20 protein-coding genes are annotated in these 20,002 nt (G+C 65.8%); 11 read left to right on the top strand and 9 right to left on the bottom strand.

Going from position 1 to position 20,002, the window contains the following annotated elements; translation table 11 throughout:
- Positions 1-136 precede the first annotated feature (136 nt).
- Both J5M86_RS14370 and J5M86_RS14365 read right to left on the bottom strand, forming a co-directional pair.
- Positions 137-1,420 carry an HNH endonuclease signature motif containing protein gene (locus tag J5M86_RS14370; protein ID WP_188061231.1) on the bottom strand — a complete coding sequence of 428 codons (1,284 nt, stop codon included), beginning with the start codon at positions 1,418-1,420 and terminating at the stop codon, positions 137-139.
- A complete protein-coding gene (locus J5M86_RS14365) occupies positions 1,387-2,073 on the bottom strand; it encodes a hypothetical protein (protein WP_188061230.1) in 687 nt (228 codons plus the stop codon). Before J5M86_RS14365 ends, J5M86_RS14370 begins: the two co-directional genes overlap by 34 nt.
- 383 nt (positions 2,074-2,456) lie before the next feature.
- On the opposite strand from J5M86_RS14365, the gene J5M86_RS14360 reads away from it, so the two are divergent.
- Positions 2,457-2,945 carry a hypothetical protein gene (locus J5M86_RS14360; RefSeq protein ID WP_244328378.1) on the top strand — a complete coding sequence of 163 codons (489 nt, stop codon included), beginning with the start codon at positions 2,457-2,459 and terminating at the stop codon, positions 2,943-2,945.
- Here the strand turns inward: J5M86_RS14360 and J5M86_RS14355 are convergent.
- Positions 2,914-3,594 (bottom strand): exonuclease domain-containing protein, encoded by a 681-nt coding sequence (locus tag J5M86_RS14355; RefSeq protein WP_188061229.1) that lies wholly within the window; start codon positions 3,592-3,594, stop codon positions 2,914-2,916. The two genes, J5M86_RS14360 and J5M86_RS14355, sit on opposite strands and share 32 nt — an antisense overlap.
- A gap of 168 nt (positions 3,595-3,762) precedes the next feature.
- On the opposite strand from J5M86_RS14355, the gene gabT reads away from it, so the two are divergent.
- The 3 genes from gabT (at position 3,763) to J5M86_RS14340 (ending at position 6,010) form a co-directional block, all read left to right on the top strand.
- The gene (gene gabT, locus J5M86_RS14350) at positions 3,763-5,103 is read left to right on the top strand and encodes a 4-aminobutyrate--2-oxoglutarate transaminase (protein ID WP_188061228.1); all 1,341 of its coding nucleotides are present in this window, start codon (positions 3,763-3,765) and stop codon (positions 5,101-5,103) included.
- 98 nt (positions 5,104-5,201) lie between these two features.
- A complete protein-coding gene (locus J5M86_RS14345) occupies positions 5,202-5,492 on the top strand; it encodes a DUF1778 domain-containing protein (protein WP_188061227.1) in 291 nt (96 codons plus the stop codon).
- Positions 5,489-6,010, top strand: a complete 522-nt coding sequence (locus tag J5M86_RS14340; RefSeq protein ID WP_244328377.1) for a GNAT family N-acetyltransferase — start codon at positions 5,489-5,491, stop codon at positions 6,008-6,010. Before J5M86_RS14345 ends, J5M86_RS14340 begins: the two co-directional genes overlap by 4 nt.
- On the opposite strand, the gene J5M86_RS14335 is transcribed toward J5M86_RS14340, so the two are convergent.
- A complete protein-coding gene (locus J5M86_RS14335; RefSeq protein WP_188061226.1) occupies positions 6,001-7,467 on the bottom strand; it encodes an SIR2 family protein in 1,467 nt (488 codons plus the stop codon). The genes J5M86_RS14340 and J5M86_RS14335 overlap by 10 nt on opposite strands.
- 48 nt (positions 7,468-7,515) lie before the next feature.
- A complete protein-coding gene (locus J5M86_RS14330; protein ID WP_188061225.1) occupies positions 7,516-8,004 on the bottom strand; it encodes a MarR family winged helix-turn-helix transcriptional regulator in 489 nt (162 codons plus the stop codon).
- A gap of 120 nt (positions 8,005-8,124) precedes the next feature.
- Between J5M86_RS14330 and J5M86_RS14325 the strand changes: the two genes are divergently transcribed.
- Positions 8,125-8,667, top strand: a complete 543-nt coding sequence (locus tag J5M86_RS14325; protein ID WP_188061224.1) for a YceI family protein — start codon at positions 8,125-8,127, stop codon at positions 8,665-8,667.
- Positions 8,668-8,740: 73 nt separating this feature from the next.
- Here the strand turns inward: J5M86_RS14325 and J5M86_RS14320 are convergent, their stop codons facing one another.
- Complete coding sequence (locus J5M86_RS14320) at positions 8,741-10,294, bottom strand: fatty acyl-CoA synthetase (RefSeq protein ID WP_371811206.1); 1,554 nt, start codon at positions 10,292-10,294, stop codon at positions 8,741-8,743.
- Positions 10,258-11,199 (bottom strand): alpha/beta hydrolase, encoded by a 942-nt coding sequence (locus J5M86_RS14315; protein WP_188061223.1) that lies wholly within the window; start codon positions 11,197-11,199, stop codon positions 10,258-10,260. Before J5M86_RS14315 ends, J5M86_RS14320 begins: the two co-directional genes overlap by 37 nt.
- Positions 11,200-11,769: 570 nt before the next feature.
- Here J5M86_RS14315 and J5M86_RS14310 point away from each other — a divergent pair.
- Positions 11,770-12,612: a hypothetical protein gene (locus J5M86_RS14310; RefSeq protein ID WP_188061222.1), complete on the top strand. Its 843-nt coding sequence runs from the start codon at positions 11,770-11,772 to the stop codon at positions 12,610-12,612.
- Positions 12,613-12,696: 84 nt separating this feature from the next.
- Here J5M86_RS14310 and J5M86_RS14305 read toward each other — a convergent pair whose 3' ends face one another.
- Together J5M86_RS14305 and J5M86_RS15815 are read right to left on the bottom strand one after the other, a co-directional pair.
- Positions 12,697-13,791, bottom strand: coding sequence for an inositol-3-phosphate synthase (locus tag J5M86_RS14305; RefSeq protein WP_188061221.1), 1,095 nt, complete (start codon positions 13,789-13,791; stop codon positions 12,697-12,699).
- 31 nt (positions 13,792-13,822) lie between these two features.
- Positions 13,823-14,764, bottom strand: coding sequence for a helix-turn-helix transcriptional regulator (locus J5M86_RS15815; protein ID WP_371811205.1), 942 nt, complete (start codon positions 14,762-14,764; stop codon positions 13,823-13,825).
- A gap of 160 nt (positions 14,765-14,924) precedes the next feature.
- Here J5M86_RS15815 and J5M86_RS14295 point away from each other — a divergent pair, with 160 nt between their 5' ends.
- From J5M86_RS14295 to rpsR, 5 genes are all read left to right on the top strand, one after another.
- The gene (locus J5M86_RS14295; RefSeq protein ID WP_188061220.1) at positions 14,925-17,228 is read left to right on the top strand and encodes a transglycosylase domain-containing protein; all 2,304 of its coding nucleotides are present in this window, start codon (positions 14,925-14,927) and stop codon (positions 17,226-17,228) included.
- 25 nt (positions 17,229-17,253) lie between these two features.
- Positions 17,254-18,630: a glycosyltransferase 87 family protein gene (locus J5M86_RS14290; RefSeq protein WP_188061219.1), complete on the top strand. Its 1,377-nt coding sequence runs from the start codon at positions 17,254-17,256 to the stop codon at positions 18,628-18,630.
- A 128-nt stretch (positions 18,631-18,758) separates the two neighbouring features.
- The gene (rpsF, locus tag J5M86_RS14285; RefSeq protein WP_188061218.1) at positions 18,759-19,046 is read left to right on the top strand and encodes a 30S ribosomal protein S6; all 288 of its coding nucleotides are present in this window, start codon (positions 18,759-18,761) and stop codon (positions 19,044-19,046) included.
- 29 nt (positions 19,047-19,075) lie between these two features.
- Entirely contained in the window at positions 19,076-19,645 is a 570-nt protein-coding gene (locus tag J5M86_RS14280) for a single-stranded DNA-binding protein (RefSeq protein ID WP_188061217.1), read from the top strand.
- Positions 19,646-19,743: 98 nt separating this feature from the next.
- The gene (gene rpsR / locus J5M86_RS14275; protein ID WP_188061216.1) at positions 19,744-19,980 is read left to right on the top strand and encodes a 30S ribosomal protein S18; all 237 of its coding nucleotides are present in this window, start codon (positions 19,744-19,746) and stop codon (positions 19,978-19,980) included.
- The last annotated feature ends 22 nt before the right edge of the window (positions 19,981-20,002 follow it).

The raw sequence follows: 20,002 nt of genomic DNA, 5'->3' as shown, positions 1-20,002 counted from the left end.
GCCGGCGGCGCCAGACGACGTTCGCTTTGCGCGATGATGCTCGCCCAGCCAGATACGGGAGTGGAGCGAAGCGCGCCGCCCGTTCGGTGGCTCCCGATCGGCCAGGACGGTCAGCCAAAAGGTGGGGCCGTGACGGTCAGCTGAGCGTGAGGCTGGGTCGGGTGATGTGGACGCTGCCGGTGGGTGAGGTCCAGGTGCAGTCGCCGTCGCGGGTCATGGTGACGCTCCACCTCTTCGCGGTCTTCACGCGGTGGTGCCGTTTGCACAGCAGTTGCAGGTTGGTGGGCGTGGTGTGGCCGCCGGGTGTGCCCCAGGGGATGATGTGGTCGGCTTCGCAGTATTTCGCCCCCCGGCTGCAGCCGGGGTATCGGCAGTGTTCGTCGCGGAGTTCCACGAACCGTCGGATGTGGGCCGGAACGCGGTAGGCGGGTGAGCGGGTGTCGGCAGTGACTTCGAGTTTTGGGACGTGCCCGCCCGCTTGGTCTGCATTGGCCATGTATGTCGCGAATTGGTTGAGCGCGTCGAGCGTTGCCTCGGTGAGGGTGGCTCGGGTTGCGCGGCTGACTCCGACGAGCCGGTGACCCATGGCGCCGTCGGTGCCGAGGGCGGGTTCGAGGTAGGCGTGGCGGACGGTCGCGCGGCGGCCGGTCAGCAGCGCCTCAAATTGGTCGGCCGGGATGAAGCCGACGCGATGTTGAAGACCGTGGCGTCGTGGCCCGTCAGCATCAGTGGCTGCGGCCAGCTCATCGTGGTCGCCGCTGGTCGTGCCGAAGGGTGCGAATTCGAGGTCAGCGGCTGCGTCGACGATCGGTGCGAACCATGCCTCGAACGCATCGGCGTCGTACTGGTGAGCGTTTGCGCCCTCATCGTCGAGGGATTCTTGTCGGTCCATCTCGGCGGCGGCGTGCTCAAGACTGCCCGGAATGCTGGCGCGGGCGCACCAGTCGTCCAGGTAGGCGGCGACTTCGGCGGCATCAGCGTCGACAGGATCGACGTGGGCGCGGTGGTGCCCGGGGAACTGGGTGGGGTGGTGCGCTGCAGGGTGATGTGAGGACGCGGCGCTGCCTGGCGGATCGGCTGTGTGCCAATGGTTTTCGTCGCTCCAAGCGGCATCACCGCCGCGGCCACCGCGCTGGGGTCGTGCTTGCTGCTCGGCTGGGTCGCATTGAGCGCAGCCTGGTGGTGGTGATGTGGCGTGTCCGAGCAGGGTGAGCTGGATGTGGCAGGTGACGTTGGCCATGACCAGCTGCAGGAGGGCGTCGGCGCGGCATTCCCCCATGGTCTTGCCGGCGTTGGCGGGATCGGCGTTCAGTTGTTTGGCGAGGGTGTCGACCGCGGTGATGATCTGCGCGGCATGACCGGCGGGCAAGGTGGCGATGAACTCGGTCAGGCCGGGCAGGTCACCGCCCCACCAGCGCACGTCGACCCGTTCTTGCGTTCTTTCGTCGCCCTCTCGCTGAGGGCGTCTGGGTCAAGGGTCGTGAGCCAGCGGCGCACCCACCCGAGCGCCCGGACGGTGGTGGCTTCTTCGATGCGTGCGTCCAACAAGCGTTGTTCGATGCGGGCTCGGATGTCTGGGGTGGTGTGTTCGAGCATTTCGGTGATCTTGTCGACCAGGTACATCGAGACCGCACCGGTGCCGGCCAGGCGGAGTAGACGTGGTGCGACCACAACCGCGTTGCAGGCGTCGCGGGTGATCCATGAGGCTGTCCTGGAGGTGATGCGGAGCATGGGCGCGATGTCGGAGTCGGCAAACTCGGACTCGTGGCCGAGCGGGCGTTGGGTGGGTTCACCTGGCTGGTCGGGGTGGTCGTCCACCGCGGAGTACCTGGCGATCGCAGTCGAGCGCAGGGCTTGGGCACTGTTCAGGACGGCTTGGGCGCCGGTGATCAGCTGCTCGTACTCACCGCGCGGGTCACGGGCGGTGGAGGCGGTCTCTCGGGTGCGCTCTGCGACCTCAGTCATCGCCGCGCGTGACAGGGCGAGTAGTTCCTCAGTCGACAATGAAGCGACGTGGGCGCGCGCATGCTCGACCGCTTGTTCAGCGGGGGTTTCGAGCAGCTTTGTGACCATGAGAAGAGTCAATCATCGACCACCGACAACGCCTCGAGATCTGGTGACGTGGTTGTGAATAACATTGCAAATCGATGGTTTTCTCGCCTTTGACGTTGGGCGTTGTCGTGGCATTTCGGCGGATTTCGACACGTCCGCTCGTTCCTCGAGGACGACTCAATCACGGATCGCTCATCGGCTCGGCGCCTATCGTCTGACCGTGGGAGTCGACGGGCTGAGCGATGAAGAGTTCACGGCGCTGTACGGCGCGTGGGCGCCGCGGACACCGCAGGACGTCAAGGTGCTCTTCGCCGACTACGAGGGCTTGTGGTGGATCGCGGGCGGCTGGGCGCTGGAGGCGTTCACCGGGCGTCCGGCGCAGCCACGACGACATCGACCCCTCTGTGCTCTCCGCCGAACTGCCCCTCCTTCGACGCCATCTCGCAGGCAAGCTCCATGCGTGGGCTGCATCGTCAGGATCACTGACGCCTCTGTTGCCGGAGGACGCGCCCGATGCCGCGGCCGAAGACGTCCTGCCTGCCGGCGCCGGGCAACTCTGGGCCAGGCGAAGTGCCGCAGACCCGTGGGAGTACGACATCCTGCTCGCCCCTGGAAGCCGTGACGAATGGATCTACAAGCGCAACAACACAATTCGCCTTCCGATGGCGGAGGCAGTGTGGGAGCAGGACGGCATCAGATACCTCCAGCCGCAGATCCAACTGCTCTACAAAGCCAAAGGTCTGCGAACCAAGGACCAAGCCGACTTCGCCGCGACGCTGCCGCACCTGGACGGCCGCCGCCGCGACTGGCTGCAGGACGCGTTGGAGCGCACGATCCCCGACCATCCGTGGATCGACTCGCTCAGCGGCGGGCGTTCCTCCAGCGGCGCTTGAGCTTCCACTTCGTCTTGCGGTAGCGCCGACGAAGTTTGCGCCGCAACGTTATTCGGGCGTACGGGTCGCGGATCGGCAATGCGATCTGCTGCGCCGCGGCGTCGGCCAGCGCGTAGCGCAGCACCTCGACGAGCACGCGGACGTCGTCCTCGGCGTCGTGCGGGCGTGCCTGTGGAATCTGCCAATGGGCACAGAGCGATTCGAGGGAGAACGTGGCGGCCGGCGTCCGGAGCGTGCGGGTGAGTTCGACCGTGCAGAGCCGTTCGCGGGTGGGTAACGGAATGCCGACGCGTGCACCTTCGGACGACAGGAAGGCCCAGTCGAAGCCGGCGTTGTGGGCGACGACGACACGTCCGCGCACCAGGTCGGCCACGTGCGTCGCGAGTTGCGCGTAGGAGGGCGCACCGGCGAGGCGTTCGGCGGTGAGGCCGTGCAGATCGACCGGGCCAGGGTCGACGCCGGGGTTGACCAGGCTCGACCACACCTGCTGCACCTCGCCGTGAGCGTCGAGCTGGGTGATGGCGACCTGCAGCACCCGGTGCCGCCGCGGATCAAGGCCGCTGGTCTCGACGTCCAGCACTGCGTAGGAGTGGGGATAACGAGCAGCGATCGCGTCTCCGAAGGGGGAGGTGGGCGAGGCAGTCGTCATGGTGGCCACTGTAGGAGCAGGCAACGACACCCGGCGTCACGCAGCGTGCCGAAGGCGTGATTCGGGCACGAGGGGCAGACAGATGTCGGGGCATGGTCGTACCGTGGGGACGTCGGGCCTAAAGTTCGACTTCGAAAGAGATTGCCTCAAGTCAGGAAGTTGGCCGTCATGTCCGTCGACACAGCAGCAGGCACGATCCGCGAGTTGCGCACCGAGATTCCCGGGCCCAAGTCACGCGAACTCCACGCCGCGCGCGAGCGGGCCGTCTCCAGTGGTTTCGGCATCACCTCGCCGGTGTTCATCGACCACGTGGAGGGTTCGTTGCTCGTCGATGTCGACGGCAACAAGCTGATCGACTTCGCCTCCGGCATCGCCGTCACGAGTGTCGGTGCAGCCAACCCCAAGGTGGCTGAAGCCGTTGCCGCACAAGCGAAACTGGCAACGCACACCTGCTTCATGGTCACCGAGTACCAAGGCTTCGTGGACGTCTGCGAGAAGCTCAACGCGCTCACCCCGGGTGACTTCGACAAGCGCAGCGCGCTGTTCACCAGCGGCGCCGAAGCCATTGAGAACGCCGTCAAGATCGCCCGCGCCTACACCGGCCGCCCCGCGATTGTCGTGCTTGACCACGCCTACCACGGACGCACGCACATGACGATGAGCATGACCGCCAAGAACGTGCCCTACAAGCAGAGCTTCGGCCCGTTCGCGTCCGAGGTCTACCGCACGCCGAATGCCTACGGTTTCCGCTGGCCCAGCGGCCGGGAGAACGCTGCCGCCGAGGCGCTCGCATCGCTGAAGGAGATGGTGCTCACCCAGATCGGCGCCGGCAACGTGGCCTGCATCGTCGCCGAGCCGATCGCAGGCGAAGGCGGTTTCATCGCGCCGGAGCCCGGCTTCCTCAAGGGCGTGCAGGACTTCGCGCGCGACCACGGCATCGTCTTCATCGCCGACGAGATCCAGACCGGATTCGCCCGCACCGGCCACATGTTCGCCTCGGAGTTCGAGGGCATCGAACCCGACCTCATCACCACCGCGAAGGCGCTCGGTGGCGGCATGCCCATCTCAGCGGTCACCGGCCGCACCGAGATCATGAACGCCGCTCCGGTTGGCGGCATCGGCGGCACCTACGCGGGTAACCCGGTGGCCTGTGCCGCAGCGCTGGCCGCGATCGAAGTCATCCAAGAGGACGACCTTGTGGGCCGGGCGAAGACGATCGAGGGCATCGCAATGCCGCGCCTGCAGGGCTTCGTCGAGACGTCCCCATACGTCGGCGAAGCACGCGGTCGAGGCGCCATGCTCGCCATCGAATTCGTGTCGGACGACGGCATCACCCCCAATCCGGACGCCGCCAAGAAGGTTGCCGCACACGCCAATTCCCAGGGCGTGCTGACGCTGACCTGCGGCACCTTCGGCAATGTCATCCGGCTGTTGCCGCCCTTGGTGATCACCGACGACGAACTGAACGAAGGTCTCGACGTGATCGAAGAAGCCGTTCGCGCGCTGTAGCCGAGAGGGCGTGCGGGGACTGATACCCGATGCGAGTGAAGCTGCACCCTCATCACCAGCTGTATGTACGATGTACGTACACCGGGTGAGAGGCCGTCATGACCACCATCAAAGATCAACGCATCAACCTTCGCGCCGAAGCACGCCAAGAAGCGTTGCTTCGCCAGGCTGCGTCGGCGTCGCACACCTCGATGTCCGAGTTCATCCTCAGCAGCGCGGTCGAACGAGCAGAGCGAGTGCTCGCTGATCGGCGGCGGTTCGAGGCGTCGGCGGAGCAGTACGACGAGTTCGTCGCTCTCCTTGATGCGCCGATCGAGACGACGAAGCTGGCGGACCTCTTCGCGCGGCCGTCCGTCTTCGACATCAAGTTCGTGCTGGACGACGAGTGACGTCAGGCATCCTGCGCGCCCCGCGCACGATGGAGCGCGCGGACTCGAAGTCCGGGTTCCGCAGTGGCGCAGCGGAGTTGGACGAGTGGTTCGCGCGCTACGCGTGGCAGAACAAGCGCGCCAACAATGCAGTCACGTACGTCGCGACCCTTGATGACCGGACCGTCGGCTACTACGCGATCGCGGCGGCGGGGATCAGCCGGGACGCTGTCGACTTCAGCTTCGGCAAGGGGCGTCCGCACGACATTCCGTGCATCTTGCTTGCTCGGCTGGCCGTCGACTCGCGTGCGCAGGGCCGCGGCTTGGGCGCCGCGTTGTACCGAGATGCCATCCAACGGTCGATCTCGGCAAGTGGAGCGCTCGGTGCGGCGGCGCTGCTGATTCATTGCCGGGACGAGTCGGCGCGTGAGTTCTACCTGGCGCACGCCGATCTGTTGGAATCGCCGGTCGACCCGTTGCATCTCGTGCTGCCACTCGGCCCGCTCAAGAAGGCACTACAGATCGAGGCTCAGCGATAGCCCAGCCCGGTGAAGGCGTCCTTCAAGCCTTGCCACGCGCGGCCGCCCTGCTTCTCCACATCACCGGCGATCAAGCGCAGCCGTTGCGCAAGATCGCGCTCCTGCTCACCGAGTTGGCTGTCGTACCTCTCGTCGAGCACGCTCGCCGGCTCCGCGCACGAATACATCGCGACCGCGTCCAGGAGGATGTCGAGCACTCGCTCGGGCGCATCGCCATCGCGTTCGACGTCCACCCAGTCCAGTTCGCCCTTCCAGAGCAATGACCGGGCGGGTTCGGGGTGCAGCGTGAGCACTGTGCCGAGCGAGGAGGTGCCCGACTTCACCTGTAGGTAGTCGCGCACCTCGTGCACCAACCGCAGCACGTTGTCATCGGTGAAGGACGCACCAACGACCAGCAGATGCGAGGTCAGCAGCATCGACTGGAAGAGCGCACCGGCCGGTCGGTGACGCGAGTTGTACGCGACGAACTGGGCCCGGGTGAGCACGATGTCGTCGGGGTGGTCGAGATCGCCGTGCAGCTTCAGCAGCCACGGATTGCCGCCGGAGGGTCGCTCGTACGGAATGACCGTGCAGGGGTGGTCGGGGTCGGCGGAGCGCACGGCCTGCTCGTACAACTGGTCGTAGTTGGTGGTCGCTACCTGGTGTACGCCGAGCGCCGCGAGCAGGAAGTGAGCCACGCCCGGCTTCTCGATCTTGCGTAGTTGCTTCACCACCGTCTCGGCGAGCTTGGGGTTGGTGCGGTGGAGGAGTTCGGCGCGGTCGAGCGGCGACAACTGCGCAAGTTGCTCGGCATTGATGGACGGCGGGAGCTGGGTCAGCGAGCCGAGGCCGGTCACCAGCTCGCTCCAGTCAGGCAGCCCCGCGCCGATGCTCACCCCAGCGCCGAGCAGCAGTGAGAGATCACCGGTCCTGGCCCGGCGTCCGAGTCGTTCGGCGAAGTCGAGGGACGGTGGGGCACCGGCGGGTGCAATGCCGGGAAACCAGCGTCCGGGGTCGCCGAGCCGCACCGCTTGCAATGCGCGATAACGCCACTCGTCCCGCGCGACGAGCAGGATGTCGAGTTGATGGGTCTCGGCGCTCTTGCGCAAGGTGTCGAGCAGACGGGCCTGTGCCACGCCCGATTCCTGGTCGAGGCCGCCGCCGTTCACCCCGAGCACCGGCACCGCCACCCGCGCCGTCGGGTGCAGCAAGTCCCCGATCTGCGCCAGGCACGCACTCAGATTCCGTTGCAGCGCATACAGATCGGGCGCCCCGTCGGTCGTGACGTCGACCCACCAGGTGTTGCCGTGACCCCGGGTGAAGTGATCGTTGTCGAAGTCCGCACTCTTTTTCGGCTCGCCGCCGATGGCCTTCCAGTGGTCGCGCACACTGAATTTGCTGTCGGTCGGCAGCACGACCGCGTCGTAGGCGACGTCCGCCAGATCGGCGTGGAGCACGAAGACGTGACCGTTCAACATGGCTTGATCCTGCCAAACAGGTTGGAGAGCGGCCGGAGGAAGAGTCGGTCAGGCCGGTGAAATTGCGTGTGCCGGGCAGTCGATGGTCTCGGTGATGGTCTGCGTGATGCGATCAAGTGCGGCGAGCGAGTCGGCGTCCAGCGCGTCGAAGAGATAGCGACGCACGGTCTCAACATGTCCTGGCGCGACGTCCTGCAATGCCTTCGTGCCTGCAGCGGTGATCTCCACCCAGGCGCCGCGGCGGTCCTGCTCGCATTCGACTCGCTGCACCAGACCGCGGGTTTCCATGCGTCGCACCTGGTGCGAGAGCCGGCTGCGCTCCCACAGCATCGAGTCGGCCAGCGCCGTGGCCCGGATGCGTTGGTCGGGCGCCTCGCTCACCGACACCAACACGGCGAAGTCGGCGTCTGAGAGTCCGCCGTCGTCTTGCAGTTGCCGGGCGATCGCAGCATTGAGTTCGCGATGCGATCGTAGCCACTGACGCCACACTCGCTGCTGCTCGTCGTCCAGCCATCGTGGCTGGTCAGAGCTGTTCATCAGAGATTCCTCACGCCGTAGTTGACATATCAATGAGTACCATCATAGTGTTTATGTGACGCATCAACAACTAGTTTGAGCCGGGATCCTCCGGCCACTGAACTCTTAGAAGGAGACGCAATGTCCGACCTGAACAAGCTCAACGGCACCTACGTCATCGACCCCTCTCACTCATCGATCGGTTTCGTGGCACGGCACGCGATGGTGACCAAGGTGCGCGGCGTGTTCAACGAGTTCGACGGCAAGGCCACCACCGGTGAAAACCTCGAGGGCGCCTCGATTGACGTCACCATCCAGGTTGCCTCGGTCGACACCCGCAACTCCGACCGCGACGCCCACCTGCACAGCGCTGACTTCTTCGACGCCGAGAAGTACCCCACCATCACCTTCAAGAGCACCGAGGTCACCGGCAAGGGCGACAGCCTCCAGGTGATCGGTGACCTTACGATCAAGGACGTCACCAAGTCGGTCACCATCGACTTCGACTACGAGGGCGGCGCCACCGACCCCTTCGGCAACGAGCGCGTCGGCTTCGAGGGCAAGACCGTCGTCAAGCGCGCCGACTTCGGCCTCACGTGGAACGCCGCGCTCGAGGCCGGCGGCGTGCTGGTGTCGGACAAGGTGACCCTGGAGTTCGACATCTCGGCCATCAAGCAGGCCTGATCGCAACACGGTACGAAGGGGCAAGTCGTTCGCGGCTTGCCCCTTCGTCGGATCGACCGTCACGGTCACCTGATCAGCCGCGCAACTCCCGCTTGAGGATCTTGCCGGACGCATTGCGCGGGAGGTCATCGATGAACTCGATCTGCTTGGGCACCTTGAAGGCCGCCACCTGCTCGCGGGTGTGCGCGATCAAGTCATCCGCGCTGAGCTCGGACGCCTCCGGCCGACGCACCACGAACGCGACGATCTTCTCCACCCACTTCTCATCCGGGACACCCACAACGGCAACCTCGGCAACGCCGGAGTGGGTGTAGAGCGCGTCTTCCACCTCGCGAGAGGCGACGAGCACTCCACCGGTGTTGATGACGTCCTTGATGCGGTCGACCACGAAGAGATAGCCCTGCTCGTCCTGGCGCACGAGGTCGCCGGAGTGGAACCAGCCGCCCGCGAAGGCCTCTTCGGTGGCTTTGAAGTTCTCCCAGTAGCCGTCGCACAACTGCGGTGAGCGGTAGATGATCTCACCCGCCTCGCCGACCGGCACGTCATTACCTGCCGCATCGACCACCCTCGCTTCGACGAAGAGCACCGGACGGCCGGCGCTGTCGGGCCGTTCGTCGTGCTCCTCCGGACGCAGGACGGCGGCCAAGGGCGCAATCTCACTCTGGCCGAAGCAGTTGTAGAAGCCGATCGAGGGCGCCTTGGCCTGCCACTTGCGCAGCACGGGCACCGGCATGATCGACGCCCCATAATACGCCTTGGCCAGGCCATCGAACGAAAGCTCTTCGAAGGTAGGGTGATTCGCCATGCCCACCCACAGGGTCGGCGCCGCGAAGAACGACCGGTGGCCGTCATTCGCCAGCCGGTGCAGGATGTCGCCGGCGTCCGGTGTCTCCAGGATCGTGTTGGTGGCACCCACCATGAGCCCGGGCAGGATGAAGACGTGCATCTGCGCTGAGTGGTAGAGCGGCATGACGTGCAACGGGTTGTCGTCCCGCTGCAGATCGAGTGCCTCCAGGCACGACATGTACTCACTCACCAAGGCGCGATGCGACATGATCGCGCCCTTCGGTGCCGAGGTCGTGCCGGAGGTGTAGAGCAGCTGGACGGTGTCGGTGTCCCGCCCCTGCTCCTCGAAGTCCGGCAGCGAATCACCTTGCGCGACAGTCAGAATCGAGTCATCGGCGTCCCGCAGCGGCACCACCAGGTCGGGGCGGTGCTCGATCGAGTCGAGCCGGTCGGCGAACGAAGGATCGACCAGCACGAGCTTGCTGCCGGAGTTGTGCACCAGGTGGTCGAGCTCGCGGCCGAGCAGGTTGTAGTTGAGCGGCACGTGGATCAGTCCGGCGCGGGCACACGCCAGGAACGAGATCAGGTAGGCGTCGGAGTTCTTGCCGAGGGCGGCCACGCGGGTAGCGGGAGCGACCCCCAGCGTCTCGCGCAGGTGCACGGCCACGCGGGTGACGGCGTCGTCCAACTCGCGATAGGTCCAGTCGCGGTCCTGGAAACGCACCGCCACGGCATCCCCGAAACGTGCCGCGCTGCGCCGGATCACGTCGGAGACGGTGTTGCTGCGCAGCGTGGTGACGTCCATCATGACGCTGCCCCCGCCACCTGCTTGTCGAGCCACGCGATCAGATCGGCGGTCACCTCGTCGCGGTTGGTCTCATTGAGCAGTTCGTGTCGGGCGCCCGGGTAGATCGTGGTCGTCACGTCGCGCACACCGAGTTTGCGCAGTTGCGCCCCCACCGCGCGCACCCCGGAGGCGTCCTTGCCACCCACCGGATCGTCACTGCCGGAGATCAGCAGGATCGGCAGATCGCTCGGCGTCGAGGAGACCTCCTTGTCGTCGTTCACCCGCTCCAGCCCGGCCAGGAGGTCGGCGTAGAACCCGACTGTGAAGAGCTCACCGCACTTGGGGTCGGCGATGTACTTGTCGACCTCCTCGGGATCGCGGCTGAGCCAGTCGAACTCGGTGCGCGCCGGCTTGAACTTCGCGTTGTACTGCCCGAAAGTCAGCGTGTTCATCAGCCCCGAGGGGTGGCGGCGGCCGCGCACTTTGGCCTGCAGACCGGCGATCCCGCGCCCCACCTTGCCCAGCGGTCCAGCCGAACCGCCCGTGCCGCTGATGACCAATGCATCGATGTCGCCACCGAATCGGGTTGCGTACGAACGCGACAGGAATGACCCCATCGAGTGACCGAAGAGAATCACCGGGACGCTCGGCTGCTCGTCCTTGATCCGCTCGGTGAGCGCGTGCAGGTCGTCCACCACACGATCGAAACCGTTGTCATCGGCGAAGTAGCCGACGTCCCGCGCGTCCTTGACCGTCTGACCGTGACCGCGGTGGTCACCGGCGTACACCGCATAGCCGGCGTCCGTCAGCGCCTGCGCGAAACGCTCGTAGCGCCCCGAGTGCTCCGCCATGCCGTGCGCGATCTGGACGACCGCCTTCGGTTCGCCGTCGGGCAACCAGCGGTGCACGAAAACCGGTGTCTCGTCCTGGGTGTCGAGCAAGAAGGTGTCACTGCGCACGGCTGCCTCGTTCACGGGGTTGGGAGGGGTTGACGACTATCGCCGAGCCTAAATGGCACTCCTACGCGAACGCAGGGAATCGACGTGATCGTTTCGGCTGTCGGGTGGTCGCGGTCGGCCCGACTCCGTACAGTCCAGCCCCAGGGAGGAGCGTGATGGTGTCTCGGACGAAGCTCGCCGCAGCAGTGGTGTTCGGCGCTGTGGGCGCAGGAGTCGTCGTATGGACGGTCGGCTCGGGCCGTGGATTGTCTTGGTACGTCACGGGTGTGGCGCTGCTGCTCGCCTCCGGAAGTCTGGGCAGTACCACCCACAGGTCAGCTGTTCGGTCCCTTCGCAGGGGAGACCTCCCAGATTGCGGGCGGAGCGATCGAGGTGCGCGATCGTGTTGACCCGCTCGGCTGACCAACTGGGCTGATCACGGATCGGCAGTCCCGGGTGGGTCGGGGAAACCCGACAGCCCTTGTGCGCGTTGACCCGACAGTTGCGCTCGAGCCCTGGGAAGGAGCAGGAACGCGGCGTACGATCGAACATCGAGGGCGCGAGGACAGCCGGGAAGGGGGGCCTCCACACATGTTTGACGCACCGTGGATCATCCATCCGATCGCCGGCGTGCTGCTGGCGAAGTACATGGGCGTCGTCTGGCACAAGGGAGAAGCCGGCAACCGGCGCGCAGCCATCCTCGCCGCCGTGCTGGCAGTGCTGGCCATTCTTGGCGCCGGGTGGGTCGTTCATCCTGCGGCGGCCGTCAGCCTCGTCGCCTGCTTCGCCTTCGCCGGTGGCAACCTCTTCAAGAGGCACAACCGCCAATCGGTACGCGCATTGGTGAGCACCGCCGCCTTCGGCGTGCTCGGCGCCGAATGGGTCTTCATCCCGTTGGTGGTCGCCACGGCGATCAGCCTGATCGGTGGACGCGACCGCAGCCTGAACGATCCGCCCAGAGTGTTCGCGCGCAAGCCGGTGAACGTCTGGCCCCCGGTCGAAGCGCAGCAGCCCGAGTCGCCGGGCCGGGCTCGCACCCTCACCGTTCTCGCGCAGCACCCCCGGTTGCCCTCCGACAGCGCCAAGCGCGCCAAAGCACTCAACCTGCAGTGCTTCGAGGCGCTGGCCTACATCGACGAGCGCGGCCCCGGCGGCGCCCACATGAGATTCGAAGTCGAACAGATTCAGGGCAACTTCGCGGTCGAGGCAATCGGTGCCTATCTCGCCCTGGCGCCCAGTCGCGCAAACACCGCCGTGCTGCGCGACGGCAAGACAGGTCAAGACCTGCTCAACGAACAACTCGATCTGCTCAGTGACGGCGTGCACCGCGTCATGCAACGAGCCGAAGACCTCGGCGCCGAACAGATCCTGGCCAGCCACACCTTCGTCCAACAGAAGTTCGCCGACTCCCGGACGCGTGAACTGGAGCTCTGAACAAGGCCAGACAACAGACCGTCCCAACCACCAGTCGTGGTTTGGGACGGTCTGTTGATCCTGTGGTGGGCTTCTATGCGCCCGTCAGCGCTCTTCGGTGCCCTGGATGAAGGCCTCGAGCTTGGCGCGACCTTCGGTGTCCTCGCGCTGCTCCGGCGGGCTCTTCATCAGGTAGGACGACGCCGACAGCAGGGCGCCACCGATACCGCGGTCCTTGGCGATCTTCGCCGCGCGGATGGCGTCGATGATGATGCCGGCGGAGTTGGGGGAGTCCCACACCTCGAGCTTGTACTCCAGGTTCAGCGGGGCGTCACCGAACGCACGACCCTCGAGGCGCACGTAGGCCCACTTGCGGTCGTCCAGCCAGGCGACGTAGTCGGACGGGCCGATGTGCACATTGCGGTCGTCCGCGCCGACCCCGGCCAGCGGGCCATTGAGGTTGGAGGTGACAGCCTGGGTCTTGCTGACCTTCTTGGACTCAAGGCGCTCGCGCTCGAGCATGTTCTTGAAGTCCATGTTGCCGCCGACGTTCAGCTGGTAGGTGCGGTCGAGCACCACGCCGCGGTCCTCGAACAGCTTCGCCATGACACGGTGGGTGATCGTCGCGCCCACCTGGCTCTTGATGTCGTCACCGATGATCGGCACGCCCGCGTCCTCGAACTTCTTGGCCCATTCCGGGTCGGAAGCGATGAACACCGGCAGTGCGTTGACGAACGCGACGCCTGCGTCGATGGCGCACTGCGCGTAGAACTTGTCGGCCTCTTCCGAACCCACCGGGAGGTAGGAGACGAGCACGTCGACCTTCGCGTCCTTCAGCGCCTGCACCACGTCGACCGGCTCGGCTGCCGACTCGTCGATCGTCAGGCGGTAGTACTTACCGAGGCCGTCGAGGGTGTGGCCACGCTGCACTTCGACGCCCTTGGTCGGCACGTCGCAGATCTTGATGGTGTTGTTCTCGGAGGCGTTGATCGCCTCGGAGATGTCCTTGCCGACCTTCTTGTCGTCGACGTCGAACGCAGCAACGAACTCCACATCATTGACGTGGTAGTCGCCGAACTTCACGTGCATCAGACCGGGGACGGTCGAGGCCGCGTCAGCGTCCTTGTAGTACTCCACACCCTGCACCAGCGAGGTGGCGCAGTTGCCGACGCCCACGATGGCGACGCGAATGGAACCCATGAGTGATCTCCTACTTGTTGTTCCCGGCCGGTCAGGCCGTGGGGTCTTCGGTTTGGGACGAAGTTCTTGGCGAGTTGTTCTCGAGCTCGGTGTCTTCTGTCGCGCTCTGGCTCGGAATCCGTCTGCCTGTGCTCAGGTCAGTGGTCTTGGATTCCGAGACTTCGCGCTCGGTGTCTTCTGTCGCGCTCTGGCTCGGAATCCGTCTGCCTGTGCTCAGGTCAGTGGTCTTGGATTCCGAGACTTCGCGCTCGGTGTCTTCTGCCGCGCTCTGGCTCGGAATCCCTGCGCGTGTGGTCATGCCAGTGCTCTTGGATTCCGAACCTTCGCGCTCGGCGGTAATGAGCTCATTCAGCCACCGCACCTCATGCTCGGTCGCTTCCAGGCCGTAGCGGTGCAGCTCCGCGGTGTAACGGTCGGTGCGCTCGCGGCGGAGGCGGGCCTGCTCACGCGCGCCGTCCAGTCGTTCTTCCAGCCGGCTGCGCCGACCTTCCAGAATGCGCAACCGCACGTCGCTGCTGGCCCGGCCGAAGAACGCGAAGTGGACGTCGAAACTGTCGTCCTCCCATGTGTTCGGACCGGCGTAATCCATGAGCGTCTGGAACTGCTCCTTGCCCTCCGCAGTCAGTTCGTAACTGATCCGCGGACGCTTGCCTCGGGTCTGCTCCGCATGCTCGGTGATCCACCCACGCTCGCTGAGCGTGCGTAGACAGGGGTAGAGCGAGCCGTACGAGACCACCCGAAAGGCGCCGAGGATGCCCGACAGGCGCTTGCGCAACTCGTAGCCGTGCATCGGCTGCTCGTGCAGCAATCCCAGCACCGCGAGTTCGAGGGTCGCGCCGCGACGTGACATCGCAACCTCCTCGAACCCTCGACAGCAATTGGACAGACAAAGCCGCTTGCACGCATCATCAACTGACATACGACGGCTTTGTGTGGTCGAGAGTAGCGCATGCGATGTATCGAACCGATACATCGGGCTGCGTGTCGCGCGGCGAACCGCCGCTGAACGTTCGCCGGTCTGACGAAAGCCCGCCCGCGATCTACACAACATCGGGCGTGGCCTGCGCGTGTTTCCGGTCACGATCTGCTAATGGATTTCGGGCCTTGTCGGCCCCCGGCGTTAGGCTGCGCAGGTGAGCGAGAGCGACAACCACCCCGAGACCCCGCACGACGAGGCGTCTCCCCGACGCGCCCGTCGGGCTGCCGCGACCCGTCGTAAGGGGCGTCCGCTCTGGGCCAAGGTCGCGCTCCGCACCATGCTCGGGTTCTTCGTGCTCGGCCTCATCGGCTTCATCGCGCTGGTCGTCATCTACCTGCGCACCGAGATCCCGAAGCCGAATGCCGACGCCGACAAGCAGGTGTCGATCATCTACTACTCCGACGGCAAGACCGAGCTCGATCGCTTCAGCTCGGTCAACCGTGAGGACGTCCAGATCAATCGGGTGCCCAAGGATGTGCAGCACGCCTTCCTGGCCGCTGAAGACCGCAACTTCTACGACAACCGCGGCGTCAGCGTGTCCGGCATCGTCCGAGCCTTGTGGACCAACCTGACCGGCGGTCAGCAGCAGGGTGGGTCGACGATCACCCAGCAGTACGTCAAGAACTACTTCCTCACTCAGGACAAAACGGTCAGTCGCAAGCTGAACGAGGTGATGATCTCGATCAAGCTGGACCAGAAGTACACCAAGGACGAGATCCTCCAGCGCTACCTCAACAACATTTACTTCGGCCGCAACTCCTACGGCATCCAGGCGGCGTCCAAGACCTACTTCAACAAGGACGTCTCCCAGCTCAACGCTTCCGAGGGAGCCTTCCTCGCCTCGGTCATCAACGCTCCGAGCCTGTTCGACCCGGCCGGTGGCAAGGCTGCTGCCGAGCGGATGAACAACCGCATGATCTACGTGCTGGACGGCATGGTCACCGAGGGCTGGATGTCGCCACAGGTGCGGGCCCAACAGAAGATGCCCGTCGTCCAGCCGGTCAAGGCCCCCACCTACGGCAGCGGCCCCACCGGCTATCTGACGCAGACGGTGCGCAACGAGCTGAAGAACAAGCTCAAGCTCTCCGACACCGACATCGCCCGCGGTGGCCTACGGATCACCACGACGATCGATGTGAAGAAGCAGAGGGCGGCCGAGAAGGCGGTGCAGAAGGCGATCCCGGCCGATGTCCCGAGCCTGAAGGATCTGCACGCCGGCCTCGTCGCGCAGAAACCGGACGGTTCGATCGTCGCGCTCTACGGCGGTTCCGACTACCGCAAGAGTCAGTGGAACGCCGCCACCTACGCCGCGCCGCAGGCCGGCTCCACTTTCAAGGTGTTCGGCACGGTGGCTGCCCTGGAGAACGGCTACTCCCTCAACAGTCGGTTCAGCGGCGCGAGCCCGTTCCGGCTGCCCGGCACCAAGCCATTGCGCAACGACGGCGGCGAGCAGTTCGGCTACATCAACATGAGCACGATGATGCAGCACTCCGTGAACACCTCGTTCTTGCGACTCAACCAGCAGATGGGTCCGGTCAAGACCCGCGAGGCCGCCATCAAGGCGGGTATCCCGGCCGGGTCGGCGGGCATGAACGACAACGTCACCAACATCCTGGGCGAGGCCTCGGTGCACGTCTCGGACGTCGCGAATGCCTTCAGCACCGTCAGCAGCGAGGGCAAGAAGGCCGACCAGCACATCATCGCCAAGGTGAGCAGCGTGGCCGGCTCGTTCAGCTACACCGCCAAGACCGGCACCACGCAGGTGATCGACAAGAAGGTCTCCGCCGACGTCGTCAACTCCATGGCGACCGTTACCCAGCCCGGCGGCACGGCCTACCGTGCCCTCAGCCGTGCCGACTTCACCAGGCCCTCCGCCGGCAAGACCGGCACCACCGACGGTTACAAGGCAGCGTGGTACGCCGGGTTCACCCCCAACCAACTGACCACCGCCGTCGGTATGTACGCCGGTGACGGCACCAAGTCACTCGCGGCCGAGGGCGCGAGCTTCTACGGCGGCGAGGTGCCGGCAACGATCTGGGCCGACTTCATGAATGCTGCGCTCGAAGGCGAGCCGGTTGCGAAGATCCCCGAGCCCGGACGCGTGAAGGGCGGCTCGGTGGGCCAGGTGCCTCCGCCGGTGCGGCAGACCACCCAGAACACCCCGCGTGCCACGAGCACTACCACCTCCTCCAGCACGACGTCCTCGACGACGAGCAGCAGCACCACAAGCTCGACCACGTCGTCGACGTCCAGTTCGAGCACGAGCTCCTCCTCGTCCAGCACGACGACGGCCCCGCCGAGCAGCACCACGACGCCCCCGGCGCCGAGCACCACCACCGCACCTCCGCCGCCGGCCAGCACGCAGCCTCCGGCACCAAGCACCCAGGCACCCGCAGCCAATGGCGCAACGGGCACCGCTGCAGCGGTGCCGACCGGGGCGGCAACCGCCCGGCCATGACGGCGGGCCACGTATCCTGCCGAGCGTGACCGTCACCCCACGCCGCGACAGCGACCGCCTCACCGTGCCGAGCCGCGGTGAAGGGGTGGTCGGCTGGGCCACCGAGGTGATCGGTGGACCCACCGGCCGCTACGGCGCCATCGGGCGCCGGGGCGCGTCCTACGCGGTCACCGTGCTGAGCGCGCTGGCGTCCGTCTTCGTCGCGCTCGGCGTGGTGCAGAAGCATTCCTGCGTCGAGAAAGGTTGGGGCGCACCGGAATCGCTCTGGCGTGCTTGTTACTCAGACCTCGCCGTGGGCCTGACCGGCAACGGCGGTCCGTGGGCCGCAGGCGGCCCGGGTGAGAACCAGCCGATGCTCACCGCACTCCTGCAATGGTTGCTGCGGCAGGTGACCCCCACCGGGTCGAGCCTGGCGGTGCAGCAGTACTACTTCGCCTTCGGTGCGGTGCTGATCGCGCTCGCGATCGCGGCCACCGTCATCGCGCTGACCGCAGCCTTGCCGGGCACGCCCTGGCTCGCGGCACATGCTGCACTCAGCCCGGTGCTGATCACCGCATCGCTGGTCTCGATGGACGCCTTCGGTGTCGCGCTGGCCACCGTCGGTCTGGTGTTGTGGATGCGCGACAAGCCGCTCGCAGCCGGCGTCCTGCTGGGCCTGGCCGTCATGGCCCGGAGCTATCCACTGATCATCGTTGCGGCCATCGTGCTCGTGGCGCTGCGCGATGGTCGTTCCCGCGAAATGACCAGGATGCTCGTCGGAGTCGCCGCGGCCGTCGGTGCCTGCTTGGCGGTCGCGATCGCCGTCGGGGGCGACCCGTTCGCGGTCTACCAGAACTGGAACCGCGCCGCTGCCGGTTACGGATCGCCCTGGTTGGTGCTGTCGATCCTGAAGATCAAGGTGGACGCCGCCACGCTCACCTGGTTGGCCGTCGCGGGCTGGCTGCTCGCGTTGCTGGTCGGTGCCTACCTGGTGCGCCGCCCCCGTCACGCGACACCGTTACCGGCACTCGTGCTGACGATGCTGGTGATCGTGATGTGCACCGGCAAGGCCTTCCCGGTGCAACAGGCGATCTGGGTGCTGCCATTGTTGGCGCTCATCGCGATGCGTTGGCGTGAGCACCTGGTGTGGGCGGGTGTCGAGATCGTCTACTTCGTCATGACCTTCCTCTACATCGCCTCCAGTTCCGACCCGAACAAGGGCGTTGCTCCGGCGATGTATGTCGTCTTCGCGATGGTGCGGCTGATCGCGTACGCCGGTCTGGCCTGGGTGAGTTGGGAAACTGCCGAAGAATTGGCCGACCACCAAGACCCCGAGTCGGCCCGCGCCCTCGAGGAGCGGTTGCAACGCGAGTTGTCCACAGCCCCGGGCGACGATTCGGTGATTGTCGGCGGCCGCGCCTAGACTTGCCTGCGTTCCGCACTGCACCGGTCGCACGGCGACGGACGACCATGTGAGTCGGAGCACGCAGTAAACCTCCTGTCACGCCAGATCGGCGTGACCGCTCAAGACCAAAGGAGGTGGGTTTACGCATGCGTCAGTACGAACTCATGATCATCCTCGACCCCGAGCTTGATGAGCGCACCGTCCAGCCCTCGCTGGACAAGATGCTCGCAGTCGTGACCAAGGAGGGTGGCACCGTCGACAACGTCGACTTCTGGGGTCGCCGCCGTCTGGCCTACGACATCAAGAAGAAGTCCGAGGGCATCTACGCCGTGGTCAACATGACCGCGGAGTCGGCAACCGCCAAGGAGCTTGACCGCCAGCTGGGCTTGAACGAGTCCGTGTTGCGCACCAAGCTGCTTCGCGCCGACGCCTGATCTCAACCTCAGCGAGTTAGGACAACACCATGGCCGGCGACACCGTCATCACCGTGATCGGCAATCTCACTCAAGACCCGGAGTTGCGTTTCACGCCGTCCGGGGCTGCCGTTGCGAACTTCACCGTGGCCTCGACGCCGCGTCAGTTCGACCGGCAGAGCAATGAGTGGAAGGACGGCGAAACGCTGTTCCTGCGCTGCTCAGTGTGGCGTGACGTCGCCGAGAACGTCGCCGAGTCGCTGACCCGCGGATCGCGGGTGATCGTTTCGGGCCGTCTGAAGTCTCGTTCGTACGAGACCAAGGAAGGCGAGAAGCGCACCAGCATGGAGCTCGACGTCGACGAGATCGGCCCGTCGTTGCGCTACGCCACCGCGAAGGTCAACAAGACCCAGCGCGGCGGAGGCGGCAACTTCGGCGGCGGTGGCGGCGGCAACTACGGCGGCGGCCAGCAGGGTGGCGGCAACGCTTCCCAGGGCAACTTCGCCCCGCAGCAGCAGGAAGACCCTTGGGCCACTAGTGGCCCGAGCCAGAATGCCGGCGGCGGACAGCAGGGCGGCGGCTGGAACTCCGGCCCGTCCTACGACGAACCCCCGTTCTGATCTCGCAACCGGCGTGATCCTCAAGCAGATCGCGCCACTCATCATCACCACCATCCCGAGTTCGCTCGGGCTCCCTGAAGTAGAAGGAGAGCACCACGATGGCCAAGCCCGTTGTGCGTAAGCCCAAGAAGAAGGCCAACCCGCTGAAGGCGGCGAAGGTCGAGAACATCGACTACAAGGACGTTGCGCTGCTGCGCAAGTTCATCAGCGACCGCGGCAAGATCCGCGCGCGCCGGGTCACCGGTGTGTCCGTGCAGGAGCAGCGCCTGATCGCCAACGCCGTCAAGAACGCGCGTGAGATGGCACTGCTGCCCTACTCGTCGTCCGCACGCTGAGTTCGGGTCGAAGGAGAAGAGC

It is taken from the genome of Yimella sp. cx-51 (assembly GCF_017654605.1).
Lineage (GTDB): Bacteria > Actinomycetota > Actinomycetes > Actinomycetales > Dermatophilaceae > Yimella.
This window is presented reverse-complemented; position numbering and strand designations above follow the sequence as displayed.

Excerpts from the sequence above, each read along its gene's own strand:
- J5M86_RS14355 (WP_188061229.1), bottom strand. The coding sequence starts at position 3,594 with ATGACGACTGCCTCGCCCACCTCCCCCTTCGGAGACGCGATCGCTGCT.
- J5M86_RS14280 (WP_188061217.1), top strand. The coding sequence starts at position 19,076 with ATGGCCGGCGACACCGTCATCACCGTGATCGGCAATCTCACTCAAGAC.
- J5M86_RS14365 (WP_188061230.1), bottom strand. The coding sequence starts at position 2,073 with ATGGTCACAAAGCTGCTCGAAACCCCCGCTGAACAAGCGGTCGAGCAT.
- gabT (WP_188061228.1), top strand. The coding sequence starts at position 3,763 with ATGTCCGTCGACACAGCAGCAGGCACGATCCGCGAGTTGCGCACCGAG.
- rpsR (WP_188061216.1), top strand. The coding sequence starts at position 19,744 with ATGGCCAAGCCCGTTGTGCGTAAGCCCAAGAAGAAGGCCAACCCGCTG.
- J5M86_RS14305 (WP_188061221.1), bottom strand. The coding sequence starts at position 13,791 with ATGGGTTCCATTCGCGTCGCCATCGTGGGCGTCGGCAACTGCGCCACC.
- rpsF (WP_188061218.1), top strand. The coding sequence starts at position 18,759 with ATGCGTCAGTACGAACTCATGATCATCCTCGACCCCGAGCTTGATGAG.
- J5M86_RS15815 (WP_371811205.1), bottom strand. The coding sequence starts at position 14,764 with ATGTATCGGTTCGATACATCGCATGCGCTACTCTCGACCACACAAAGC.
- J5M86_RS14325 (WP_188061224.1), top strand. The coding sequence starts at position 8,125 with ATGTCCGACCTGAACAAGCTCAACGGCACCTACGTCATCGACCCCTCT.
- J5M86_RS14345 (WP_188061227.1), top strand. The coding sequence starts at position 5,202 with ATGACCACCATCAAAGATCAACGCATCAACCTTCGCGCCGAAGCACGC.
- J5M86_RS14310 (WP_188061222.1), top strand. The coding sequence starts at position 11,770 with ATGTTTGACGCACCGTGGATCATCCATCCGATCGCCGGCGTGCTGCTG.
- J5M86_RS14335 (WP_188061226.1), bottom strand. The coding sequence starts at position 7,467 with ATGTTGAACGGTCACGTCTTCGTGCTCCACGCCGATCTGGCGGACGTC.
- J5M86_RS14330 (WP_188061225.1), bottom strand. The coding sequence starts at position 8,004 with ATGAACAGCTCTGACCAGCCACGATGGCTGGACGACGAGCAGCAGCGA.